The following is a 12,537-nucleotide window of genomic DNA, read 5'->3' as shown; positions in this document are numbered from 1 at the left end:
TGATCATTAGTAATGCAGCAAAGCATGACTGTTTATATCATCCAGGCTTGCGCATCCGGCCTGGGCCATACATATCTCCAGCTCTTCACGCAAGAGTTTAATCATGTGGGCAACACCCAGGGCTCCGGCAACACTGAGCGCATACATTTGCAGGCGGCCAATCAGGACAGCATTTGCACCCAATGCCAAAGCCTTGAACACATCCGAACCTGAGCGTATGCCACCATCCAGCAATAAAGGGAAACCCTCACCTACCGCAGCACGAATGGCGGGCAGTACAGTCAAGCTGGCAGGTGCGCCGTCCAGGCTGCGACCGCCATGATTGGAAACAACAATACCGGCAACACCGGCTGCTTTTAGCGCCAGTGCGTCATCGGGATGCAAGATACCTTTTACCCATACAGGCAAGGATGTTTCTGCCATCAGCCAGGTTAAATCAGACCAGCCTGGCGCTGCACGCATTGCCCCCTGGAAGATACGGCTATCATCAGGTGCAAGCTCCACAGTTTGCCCCGCATAGTTCTCTGGCAGGTTGCCAGCCACGCAATCTGCTGGCATCTGGAATCCGGCTTGCAGGGCGCGCGCGCTGGCAACTTGTATCGATGCATCGAGAGTGACGACGATGGCGCTGAAACCAGCTGCTTCTGCCCGTGCAAGCAAGCTGCGAGTTTCATCACGCCTGTTTTGAAAATACAGTTGAAACCATTTATGCGGGCCCGCAGCATGCGCCACATCTTCCAAAAGGCAAGATGACAAAGTGCTGCATATTATGCAGCTGTCCATGGCACGCGCTGCCCGTGCAGTATCGATTTCACCGGCAGGATGTGCCAGCTTTTGAAAGGCCACTGGTGCCAATAGTATGGGATGAGGAAAAGTTTGCTTGCCTAGCGTCACGCGCGTATGACCGCCAGTAACATCACGCAATACACGCGGATACACTGACCATTGCGAGAAAGCTGCCAGATTGGCAGCGACAGTCAGGTCACGCCCAGTGCCACCTGCCACATAAGCATAACTGGCTTCTGCCATGCTACGCTGGGCCGCAAGTTCATAGTCCTGGGCACAGCGTATATCCGGGGGAATGGCAGGGGTAGTTGGGGTTTTCATCAATGAAAATAATCAATAAAGAACCCGTATTTTAGCTGAATCAACAGGACTCACTCTTAAAGATGAATGAGCCCTTGTTCAACATCAAATGATTACATTTCGTAGTTCAGTGTCACGCGTACTGCACGTGCATCACCTTTATACAGGAAGGCGCCAGAACGATAAACTGCCGTGAAGTAGTCTTTGTTCGTGACGTTTTGCACGTTGACACGCAAATCAAAGCGGCGTGAGAAACGGTATGCAGCAAAAACATCAAATGCCGAGAACGAAGGCACGGGTTGTGAGCACAGGCCAGCTGTAGTGTAACCTGCTGCTGTATCAGGCTGTCCACCGCAACGATCACTTTCATGACGTGCCGCACCACCAAATGAGAATGCATTGGTCAACTGGTACTTGGCTTGTACCGAGAAAGTCTGCTTGGCAAAGTTACTCAGTGGGTTACCGACGTTGGCAGGAGTTGTAGAAGCCAGTACTTTGGAATCCATGAATGCTGCACCAACTTGCACGGACAAGTCTTCTGTCAAATTACCACTGAGACCCAGTTCCAGGCCTTGTACACGATTTTTACCTGAATTGAATGTACCTACTGTGTCGTAGTTAGCACCTTCCATCACATCAGATTTTTTAGTCTGGAACAATGCCGCAGTTGCCAGCAATTTATCGTCCATCAGATTCCACTTCAAGCCCAACTCATAGTTGATAGAAGTCTCAGGCTTGGCACCAGCGATCTGGTTTTGATACAGGACTGCGCCACCGTAACCACTGCTGGTACCAGCATCGGCCTCACCGCCATTGATATCTTGCGCACTTGCCACAGAACCATAGACGATGAGCTTAGGTGTGATCTTGTAGCTCAAGCCAAAATGGCCATTCAGCAGGGTATCTTTATAGCCGTAGTCACCGGTGATCACACCTGTGGTGTTATTGCGGCGAGTCAGGTCCAAATCAAAGGAGTCTGCACGCACACCAGCAAAAACGGTAAATTTATCTGTCAGATCGACCGTATCCATTGCTGTCAGCGCCAGCGCCTTGATATGCCAGTCCTGGTTCCAGCTCAGGCGTGTGGAATTACGACCAGCCAGTTTGTTCAGGTTAGCAACCTGCACTCCGGCACTATCAGTGAAGCAGTAACCATTGTTAGCACCTATGCCTGCTGTGGTCTTGCAATTAAATGCGCCAGTGTTGGTGATGGCATAAGTACCTGAAACAACTTTATGGTCAGCATATTCTGCACCAAAGATGAATTCATGTTTCATGCCACCCAGCTGTTTGTCCCAACGCAGATTACTCTGGTGAGCAAAGTAATCAATGTCCTGCCAGCCCGTGTGGCCGCCATCAAGTACACCGGTTGTGTAAGCTACACCTGTTGCGCCGTTATAACGGGTTGCAGAAGATGCACCTGTAGTCACATAGCCATTGCTGGACTTGCCATAGCGCGTCAGGCTGGTGAGTTTGAGGTCAGAAGCAAGAGCCCAGTTCACACGAGCAGTCAAAGTATCAACGTCAGACTTGAGGAAATCATTTTCCTGGCCATACACTGGTACATTGATTGCTGGCAAACGGTTAGGCACTGTACCTACCAGGTAGTAACCCAGGTCTGGCGAAGTATCTTTGGTACGCAGACCATAGTAGTCCAGTGTTACAGACAAATCCTTGCTGGCTTCATACAAACCGGACAATGCAATACCCTGGCGTGAACGCTTGGCAGGTGAACGATCAGGCACGCCTTCATCGCCATACAATAAATTGGTACGCAAAGCAAAATGGTCGCCGAAACCTTTATTGATATCAGCAGTAATACGTTTTTGTGAATCGCTACCTACGCCGACGGAAACGCGCTCGAAATCATGGTCCAGAGTCGCTTGCTTGGTGATGGCATTGATCGCACCGCCAGCAGTACCACGACCAGCAAAACTAGAATTAGGGCCTTTGGAAATTTCCAATTGTTCGATGACGAAACTTTCGCGTGTCGACATACCAGGATCGCGCAAGCCGTCAACGAAAACATCACTGCGTGCTTCCTGACCACGGATGATGTAACGGTCGCCGAAGGCATTACCGTTTTCACCAGTACCCAGCGTGATACCAGGTTGTGCACCCAGGACTTGTTTCAAGTCTGTCAGGCCAGAATCATCCAGCGCAGAACGTGTCAATACAGAGATAGTTTGTGGCGTTTCTGCCAGTGGGCGGGTATGACGGGAATCAGCAGACGATTTAGCTTTGTAAGGTGCACCGACTTCTGCATTTGGATTGGATTCGCGACGCTTACCCAGGATTTCAACCTCAGGCAATTTTTGGCCATCTTTTTGTGTCTTGGCCGCAGGCGGCGTAGTAGCTGGCGTTGCATCTTGCGCCATTGCTGCCATGGGCATGAACATCGCACCAGAAATACCCAATGCCAGAGTGGTTTTCTTCATAGAAATCATTACCTGATCATCGCTATTGCGCAGGCTTTTTGGTTTTTTAACTGGTGAGTGTTTCATGCAGACCTTTGATTTTATGGAAATATTTCAAATAAGATACTAATTTAATGCAGGATGACGAATTGTATGAATGATATACAGATTGACAATGAGAATCAATATCATTTGCATTTGCAAATGTTAAATACTTTTTCTTTTTGGTAGAAATGCCTCAGAAATTCGGCGTAAATTTAATTTAACTGGCCTTGATTATCTCTGGCGAAACCGAAAGCAAACTGCTATTGCGTGAATGGGATTTTGTGAAGATAAACGGCAAATCGCGTTTTGTAATCGCCCTGCAGTGCTGCCGCCATTTTCTTAAGCTTCTGTATTCAGCATTTGTGGAAACAATATGCTCGTTGCCAATCCATAATTGAGTGAACATCTTTACGCCCAGACGCAAAGCAGCGCATTTTGATCGGCTACGGGCGAGCATGTCGATGCAAGTAACTTGTAATAGCTGTGTTAGTAAAATGCGGACCTCGCTCAGCAATTAAGCCCCCCTCCTCCAACTCCATCTATACACCTGCAACTTTACAAATCTTTACCTGCACTACACAGTCCGTTTAAGCGCAGCACTTAAAGTCATCTCATCTGATGAATGACTGATAAAAGTGAGTAAATGAATAGCAAAGAAATTGCCCTGCAAGCCAGGGCAATCAGCAAGCAGCTTGATACGCCTGAGGGCAAGCTTGAGATTCTTAGCCCAGTCAGTTTTTCGCTGCATGCTGGAGATTCACTGGCTATCACCGGACCATCTGGTGTAGGCAAATCCACCTTGTTAAGCATCCTGGCGGGTCTTGACGTCGCCAGTGCTGGTGAAGTCCTACTGCATGAACATCAACTAGGAAAGCTGGATGAAGAAGGTCGTAGCCGGATCAGGGCTGAATATGTCGGCTTTGTTTTTCAATCTTTCCAGCTTTTGCCAAGTTTGACGGCTCTGGAAAATATCATGCTGCCTTTGGAAATGAAAGGCCACAAGTCAGCCAAAGACCTGGCCAGAAATTTCATCACCAGGGTGGGACTAGCGCAACGGCAGCAACACTATCCCAGGCAATTATCTGGCGGCGAACAACAACGCATTGCCATCGCCCGTGCTTTTGCCTGCCAGCCACGCCTGCTGTTTGCCGATGAACCCACTGGTAACCTGGACAGCCTGACTGCAGAAAAAATCACCCGGCTTTTGTTTGATTTAAACCGCGAATCAGGCATCAGCCTGGTCTTGGTCACCCACGAAAAACATCTGGCAGCACTATGCCAGCAACAATTGACACTGGCTGCAGCACCAGACAGCCACTCTATATTGGATATTACCCATGCTGGCCATCAAATTATTGCTGCGTAACTGGCGCAGCGGCGAACTCGGGCTCATGACGGCATCGATATTATTGGCGGTCTGCATAGTCGGCGCGGTTTCTGTTTTTTCACAACGACTGGAACGCAGCATGCTGAATCAAAGCAGTGATGCGCTGGGCGCTGATGGCATCGTCACCAGCAGGCAAGCAAACCCGCCAGCCTGGGAGACTGAAGTACAGGCTTTCCATATCCGTACCAGCAAAATAACTGAATTTGAAGCCATGCTGATAGCTGGCGAAGAAATGACACTGGCATCAGTCAAGGCAGTTGATCAAAACTATCCTTTGAGAGGCCGTCTCGAAGTGCGGCCTCAAACCAAGGCCAGGGAGAGCAATGAACTGGGGGAAATCCCGGCAGCAGGTACAGCCTGGATAGATGCACGCCTGCTGTCTGCATTAAAAATTGGACTTGGTGCACGCATACGTCTTGGTGAACTTGAATTGACCGTCACTGAAGTGCTCAGCAATGATCCTGGTTTATTCAGCTTCAAATCAAGAATACTGATTCATCAGGCTGATCTGCCCAAAACTGGCCTATTACAAGCAGGTAGCCGGATAGCCTATAAATGGCTGATGGCATCTGACAATCATCAAGAACTGCAAGCTTTCATTACATCGCTAAAAAAACAACTGACTCCCGAGCAAGCCCTGGTAACGCCAGAAAGCATGGTCAATAACCGGGGGGACGCCATGAAATCCATCAGGCATTTCCTGATGTTGAGCAGTATTTTTGCAGTCTTGCTTTGTGGTCTAGCGATTGCCATCAGCAGCAGGCAATTTGCCCATAAGCAGCTAGGACAAATTGCCTTGCTAAAAAGTTTTGGCTACAGCGCAAGGAACATACGCAAAATGCTGCTCTGGCAATTGCTAGCAATAGCAACGCTGGCCACATTGTTTGGTCTATTTTGTGGCAGTCTTATGCAAACCGCTGCAGCAAGCTTTTTACTGCATACCTATCAATTCAAGCTGCTGGCAGCACAATCATCTGACTATACACTCAGCCTCTTGTGTGGCGTGCTATGCCTATGCTGCTTTACTCTACCAGCAGTCTGGCATTTACCTGCACTGCCACCGATGCAGGTCTTGCGCGGTCATGTGCAACTGCCAGCCATTTCCGTATTGAAGCGGCTATTGCCTGCTTCTCTGGCAATCTTTCTGCTGATATTCATGCTGAGCAAAGATGTCCTGGTCAACCTGATCGTCATTGCCAGCCTGAGCATATTATTGTTGCTGCTCATGGGCATAGCCAAATGCCTGCTGTCTGTCTTGCGCGTCCCTATGGAGAATATGGGTGGTTCATGGCGTTTGGCACTGAGCAGATTGCAAGGCCAACAATGGCAAGGCATCTTGCAAATAGCAGTATTTGCGGTCGTGATACTGGCTTTATCCAGCCTGGTCGCCCTGCGCCAAAGCCTGACAGAGCAATGGCAGGCACAATTCCCTCCACAAGCGCCAAATCATTTTCTGGCCAATATCAGTGCGTCCGAATTACCTGAGCTGCGTAGGACACTGGTCGCACATGGGATCAAACCCAGCAGATTTGACCCCATGGTTTTGGGCAGAATTACACATATCAATGGACTGGTGCTGGCCAATACGGATAAGAGCAAATCAAAAATATTTGAAAGAGAAATGGAAATCAGCTGGAGCCCTGATCTACCCGCTGGAAATTTAATTACTGAAGGCCAGTGGAGGCCGCAGGCAGCAAGGGACAAGTCTGTTCCCGGAGTGTCAGTGGAAAAAGAGTTTGCAGTAAAGGCAGGACTGCATCTTGCTGACCAGCTGGAATTTTTTATCGGTGGCTGGTCACAGCCAGCCATCATCACCAGCATCAGGGAGATAAAAGACAGTGCCCGCTCATCCAGCTTTACCTTCTTGTTTGAAGCTGACAGCCTCCAGCCCATCGTGCCGACTTACGTAACGGAATTTTATGTAAATCCGACAGAAAAAAACTGGCTATATACCCTGTCCATGGCCCATCCCGGCATATTAATCATAGAAGCTGACCGCATGCTGGCATTGATGAATAGCATGGTGAGACATGCCAGCCTGGCCATGCTGGGACTATTGCTACTCTCTTTGCTGGCAGGTTTCCTGGTCATGCTGGCAACAGTACTCAGTAGCATGCAAGACCGCAAACAAGAGTCTGCTGTCTTGCGCGCATTCGGCTGCTCAGCTCCCAGGCTGCTGGGCAGCATATGGCTGGAATTTTTTATCATGGGCCTGATTGCAGGAAGTATAGCCACAGCAGGAACCCAGGCATTGCAGTTCGCCCTGCACAAAATCATCTTTAAAGCCGCCATGCAAACGCATCTGCTGCTCTTGTTATCGATACCTGTTGCCAGCGCCCTCTTACTCAGTTTAATCGGTGTATGGGCTTGCCGCCAGGCGATCAAGACACCGCCCGCCACGGTATTGAGGTAAACAATATGAACATCATCAAAATCTGTCTCTTCTTTCATTTTCTACTTTTACAGATTCATGCACTGGCGCTTGAAAAACCAGTCAAGATCATGATCATGGGAGACAGCCTGAGTGCAGCTTATGGCATTCTTCAGGAGCAATCCTGGGTGAAATTACTGGAAGAAGAAACAGGTAAAAAATACAGCCTGGAATTCATCAATGCCAGTGTCAGTGGTGAAACCACGGCCGGAGGCAAAGCCCGCCTGCCGGCTTTGCTGGCAGCACATCAGCCACAAATAGTGCTACTGGAATTGGGCGGCAACGATGGCTTGCGCGCTTATCCCGTAAAAATCATCAGGCAAAATTTGCAAGACATGCTGGCTCAAATCAAAGCCGCCAAAGCTGATGGTTTATTGATGGGCATACAGATACCAGGTAATTATGGACAGGTGTACACACAGGCATTCAAGTCCATTTATCCTGAGTTGGCTGCTGAAAACCAGGTAGCTTACCTCCCCTTCTTTCTGAGTGAAGTTGCCACGCAAACCAAACTCATGCAGGCGGATGGCATACATCCCAATGCGAGTGCCCAGCCCCTATTGGCGGCCAAAGTCAAAACCAGCTTGCTCAAAATAATAATAGAAAAATACCAAAGACAAGCTGCCGTCAAAGTCGTAAATCAAAACTCTGTCAAATGAAGTGAATCATGATAAACAAAAACTATCTCTTATTGCTCATTGCCAGCTCGATCTGCAGCCTTGGATCTCATGCCCGGGCTGACGGTCTGGCAGATTTAAAACATGCTTTAAACCGTTTGCAGGCACAGACGCCCATCAAGGTTCAAATGGAAGTTAAATCCTGGCGCAAACAGGGTGAAGGCAAGGATGGAGAGGAAAAATCAGGCCAGGCCCTGCTCCAGCTTGATGAAGGCAATCAAGGCATGCACCTCATCTATAGTAAGGAAATGCTGACCAGACTTGAGCAAGAAGCGGCATTAAAGGCCAAAGACAAAAAAAACCGGCCATCGACTGTATTAGCCTTGAATGAATTGACTACTTCAGACCTGCGGCAAATGATATCTGCCGCCCCCTTTATTTTGCGTCATCTGGATGATGCGATCTACAAAGGTGAAAAAACAGACAACTACAAAGGTAAGGCTGCACGTATGCTTAGTTTTGAATTTACGATAGACAAGCTGAGCGAGCGCGAACGCAAATACATCAAGAATCTCGACAGCAGGCTGGATATTTGGATAAACGCTGACGGCATTCCTATTGCCAGCAATTTTCATCAATACGGAACAGGGCAGGCCTTTGTCGTCGTGAATTTTGAACAAAAAACAGATGAAGAGACTGAGTATGTGGTTCAGGGTGACAGGCTGCTCATGGTTAAAAAAGAAAGTAAATTCATTTCCAGTGGTGCAGGAGAAAAATTCGAGAGTAAACTGCTGAAAACTCTGCAAATCTAAGCTGGATATTGACTATGCTACGCCCGCAACTCCTGATGATAGAAGATGACCAGCGACTGGCCGAGATGGTCGTCGCCTACCTTCAGCAAAATGGTTTTGAAGTCAGGCATGTACAAACCGCGCAAGAAGGAATGCAGGAATTGCAGCATCCATCATCAGGACATGCCTATGCCCTGCTCTTGCTTGATCTGATGTTACCTGACGCATTTGGTTTGGATGTCTGCAGGCAGATCCGCGCCCTGCCTGGCAATATTGCTAGCCTGCCTATCGTCATGCTGACCGCAAAAGGGGATAGCATGGATAAAGTGCTGGGGCTGGAGATAGGTGCCGATGACTATATTGCCAAACCTTTCGAGCCACGTGAATTGCTGGCCAGGCTGCGCTCGCTGTTGCGTCGTCAGCAATTGGCGCAGACAGTACCTGGCAAGGCTGACGATGAGCACACCTTGTTACGCTTTGGCCGCCTGCACATCAATTTGCATGCACGCACTCTCAGTGTAGATGACAGGGATTGCCATATCACCTCCTATCAATTCGATTTATTAAGCATCCTGGCCAAATCTGCCGGGCGCGTGCTGTCACGCGAACAATTGATGGATGCGGTAAAAGGGGAAACCCCGGATGCATTTGATCGCTCCATCGACGTTCACATAGGCCGTTTGCGGGCAGCCATAGAAGACGATCCCAAACAACCCAAGCGCATCATTACCATACGCGGAGCTGGTTATGTTTTTGCCAAACTTCAGGATATCTGAGTTTTTCAGCTCCTATCTGGGCAAATGGCGGTCCCGCTGGTGGCATCGCTTTTACTTGCGCGTTTACCTGGCCATCATCGCCAGCTTACTGGTGACGGTGTTATTGATAGGCATCATCCTGCATATGATAGCCAATAGCTCGGGTAATTTTAAAAATAATATGGATAATTTTTCGCAAATCGCCAGCGATATCCTTCCCCCTTCAGGAGCGCCCGTAGCTGACGTGGAAATTGGCCTGAAACGCTGGCAACAATGGATGGGGAGCAATCTCAGCATCTACGACAGGGATGGAAAAAAAATAGCTTCTGCTGGTGGCCCTATGCCAGACGCGTTTCCATCTGAAATGAAAAATGGCTGGAACATCACATCCCCGACTTATTTTGCTACGCCACTGGCAGATGGGCGCAAGCTATTGGCGCGCTCACAATCAGGTATCTCGGTCTCCTTATGGCAAATAGTGACACCACTGATGATCGCTTTTGCCGTAGCCCTGGGTTCTTATCCTGTGGTGAGGCGCCTGACCATGCGACTGGAGAGACTCAATGACAGCGTTTCTGCCCTGGGCAAAGGCCAGTTATCAACCAGAGTGGCGGTCGAAGGCAGCGATGAAGTGGCCAGGCTGGCCACCAGCTTCAATCAGTCTGCGGCGCGCATAGAAACCCTGGTCAACGCGCAAAAATCCCTGCTGGCAAATGCCTCACATGAATTACGCTCCCCACTGACACGCATACGCATGGGCATAGAAATGCTACAAGGACAAGCACAGCCAGGTTTACAGGCAGAATTGAAACGTAGTATCAATGAACTGGATCAGTTGATTGATGAAATTTTATTGAGCAGCCGCCTGGAAGCCAGCCATGAAGATACTTTTACCTCTGAAGCCGTCGACATGCTCAGTTTACTCAGTGAAGAAAGTGCCCGTGTCAATGCCGACATTTCATGCCGGGATATCACTTCAGATTCAGCCGTGGTTGAGGGGGATGCCAGATTATTGCGCCGCCTGTTACGCAACTTGCTGGAAAATGCACGCCGACATGGGGTAATCAATGGCAGCGAGGATATTTCCAGCCTGATTTATCTCAGTGAAAATACTGTCGTCATAGAAATCAATGACCGTGGGGCAGGAATACCAGCAGAACAAAGGGAAAGGATTTTTGAACCCTTTTACAGATTACCGGGCGCAAAGGAAAGTGACGGCGGCGTTGGCCTGGGCTTAAGCCTGGTCAAGCAAATTGCACAAAAACATGCAGCAGAAATCACTTGCCTGGAACGTGAAAGCGGAGGCACCTGCTTCAGATTCAGCATTCTCAAAGCATCATGACAAGCATGTCTGACGGAGATGCCTGGCTTGTATACGTATGCGCAGCAAGAATGTCTATTTTTGAAATCAATTTCAAAATAAAGCCCAGTATTTGATTATATAAAGAAAAAATAGTTGTGGACGGATACAATATGCACTCCCCATCAAAAGCTGATTTTTCTGATTTTGTCTACCTACTGCTCCTGGCGTCACACCTTTTTTTGTTTGCTCGTCTTCCTGGCGTCAGGCTTTTGCAATGGTGCAACGGCAGATACCTGTACGCCCGGCCCCGCGCCGATACGGTTTTTATTGAGCTTCGATGATGGCCCCAGTGCTGTTGATCCAAATAACCCTACAGAGAAAGTATTGCAGACTTTACAAAGCAATCCTTACCAGACTGGCATCAAGGCTTTATTTTTTGCACAAACCAGAGCAGTCAATGGCGGCGGTACTGAATTTGGCCGTGCCCTGCTTAAGCGTGAAGTGGAAGCTGGACATTTACTGGCGTTTCATACGGCGACACCAAGACATTCCAATCACCGCTATCTTGGTGAAGAAAAATTAGCAAGCTCACTTGATCTGGGTATTGCCGACTTGAGCAGTATTACAGGCGTGCCACCAAAACTGGTGCGTCCGCCTTTCTGGAATTATGATGCACATACACTAGATCTTTATCATAGTCGTGGATTGCAAATGCTGCTGACAGATCTGAGTGCGAATGATGGCATTATTTATGGCATCAACTTCAGTCTGACCAAGCGCCGTAATATGCGCAAGCTGCTATTGGCTCTGCGCCCACGCTGGTGCCAGAACGACATGCCGGCGGTTGATGGGGTAACCCCCATTGTCGTCACCTTCCATGATATCAACCCCTACACTGCCCGTCATCTGGAAGAATATCTGGAGATACTCTTGGATGTTGCCAGAGAATTGGAAATACCTGTCGCCGAAAAACCTTTTTACGATAACCGCGATGAACTGGAACGTGCAGCTTTGGCGAGGGTAGTCAAGGATGCCAGCAACCCACCAGAACTGCCGGGTATATGGAACTGGTTCTGGAGTTTATTCCACTGACAGGCTAGTCTGCAAAAGTTGTGGTGTAGCAGTAAGCTGCCTGGCACTACATAGCGTGATAGATAATTCAGTGTGCGCTAACTGAATACATTGCGCACTTGGTACATTGAGCTTGATATGCGCTTCTTTACTGGTCCATAGCCGGTAAAAATCATGCATGCGATCAGCTTGATCTTGCTGGTTTAAGCATGCATTTTCTTCCGCATCAAATACATGCAAGGCCAACGCAGAAAAATCGCGAGCCGGATTCAGCAACTCTATGTCCAGACCCAGCCTGCTCGTGGCACTGACTGCACAGGCTACCCAGTTGCCACTATGCGACAGGCTGAAACCTATATCGGGACTATCCGGCCAATCGAGCAGCGGTGCATTATTTCTTTGTTCTATCAGCCGCAAGGAAGTGTGCGGGACCTTGAGCAATTGCCCCAGGCTCCGCCGTAGTAAAACACGACCTGCCAAAAACTGGCGCTGACGTTCTCGCCGGACGAAGCGCTGATAGCGCAAGGCTTCGTCGACATTCAGGTAGTGTTGATATGACTGCAGGGCCAGGTCCGTCAGTGTACTTGTATCCAGCAAAAAAACTCTAGCTTCATGGACCTGCATCATCACTGCC

10 protein-coding genes are annotated in these 12,537 nt (G+C 48.9%); 7 read left to right on the top strand and 3 right to left on the bottom strand.

All coding sequences use genetic code 11. The features are described from left to right. Positions 1 to 6: 6 nt before the first annotated feature. Both ACO0LF_RS02305 and ACO0LF_RS02300 read right to left on the bottom strand, forming a co-directional pair. Entirely contained in the window at positions 7 to 1,107 is a 1,101-nt protein-coding gene (locus tag ACO0LF_RS02305) for an alpha-hydroxy acid oxidase (protein WP_423011510.1), read from the bottom strand. A 92-nt stretch (positions 1,108 to 1,199) separates the two neighbouring features. Next, positions 1,200 to 3,524, bottom strand: a complete 2,325-nt coding sequence (locus ACO0LF_RS02300; RefSeq protein ID WP_423011508.1) for a TonB-dependent receptor — start codon at positions 3,522 to 3,524, stop codon at positions 1,200 to 1,202. Positions 3,525 to 4,191: 667 nt separating this feature from the next. On the opposite strand from ACO0LF_RS02300, the gene ACO0LF_RS02295 reads away from it, so the two are divergent. The 7 genes from ACO0LF_RS02295 (at position 4,192) to ACO0LF_RS02265 (ending at position 11,924) form a co-directional block, all read left to right on the top strand. Then, the gene (locus tag ACO0LF_RS02295; protein ID WP_423011506.1) at positions 4,192 to 4,914 is read left to right on the top strand and encodes an ABC transporter ATP-binding protein; all 723 of its coding nucleotides are present in this window, start codon (positions 4,192 to 4,194) and stop codon (positions 4,912 to 4,914) included. Next, on the top strand, positions 4,886 to 7,348 hold the full coding sequence (locus ACO0LF_RS02290; RefSeq protein ID WP_423011504.1) for an ABC transporter permease: 2,463 nt from the start codon (positions 4,886 to 4,888) through the stop codon (positions 7,346 to 7,348). Before ACO0LF_RS02295 ends, ACO0LF_RS02290 begins: the two co-directional genes overlap by 29 nt. A gap of 5 nt (positions 7,349 to 7,353) precedes the next feature. Then, positions 7,354 to 8,025, top strand: a complete 672-nt coding sequence (locus ACO0LF_RS02285) for an arylesterase (protein WP_423011502.1) — start codon at positions 7,354 to 7,356, stop codon at positions 8,023 to 8,025. A gap of 8 nt (positions 8,026 to 8,033) precedes the next feature. Beyond that, the gene (locus tag ACO0LF_RS02280) at positions 8,034 to 8,795 is read left to right on the top strand and encodes a hypothetical protein (RefSeq protein WP_423011500.1); all 762 of its coding nucleotides are present in this window, start codon (positions 8,034 to 8,036) and stop codon (positions 8,793 to 8,795) included. A 14-nt stretch (positions 8,796 to 8,809) separates the two neighbouring features. After that, entirely contained in the window at positions 8,810 to 9,550 is a 741-nt protein-coding gene (locus tag ACO0LF_RS02275; protein ID WP_423011498.1) for a winged helix-turn-helix domain-containing protein, read from the top strand. Continuing rightward, entirely contained in the window at positions 9,522 to 10,871 is a 1,350-nt protein-coding gene (locus ACO0LF_RS02270; protein WP_423011496.1) for a sensor histidine kinase, read from the top strand. Before ACO0LF_RS02275 ends, ACO0LF_RS02270 begins: the two co-directional genes overlap by 29 nt. 165 nt (positions 10,872 to 11,036) lie before the next feature. Continuing rightward, positions 11,037 to 11,924 carry a polysaccharide deacetylase family protein gene (locus ACO0LF_RS02265; protein ID WP_423011494.1) on the top strand — a complete coding sequence of 296 codons (888 nt, stop codon included), beginning with the start codon at positions 11,037 to 11,039 and terminating at the stop codon, positions 11,922 to 11,924. On the opposite strand, the gene ACO0LF_RS02260 is transcribed toward ACO0LF_RS02265, so the two are convergent. Next, on the bottom strand, positions 11,913 to 12,500 hold the full coding sequence (locus ACO0LF_RS02260; protein WP_423011492.1) for a 4'-phosphopantetheinyl transferase family protein: 588 nt from the start codon (positions 12,498 to 12,500) through the stop codon (positions 11,913 to 11,915). The genes ACO0LF_RS02265 and ACO0LF_RS02260 overlap by 12 nt on opposite strands. Positions 12,501 to 12,537: the final 37 nt, after the last annotated feature.

The organism is Undibacterium sp. Di27W, assembly GCF_049340345.1.
Taxonomy (GTDB): domain Bacteria; phylum Pseudomonadota; class Gammaproteobacteria; order Burkholderiales; family Burkholderiaceae_D; genus Undibacterium.
The sequence above is the reverse complement of the archived record's forward strand: the minus strand, read 5'-3'. Positions and strand labels throughout refer to the sequence as shown.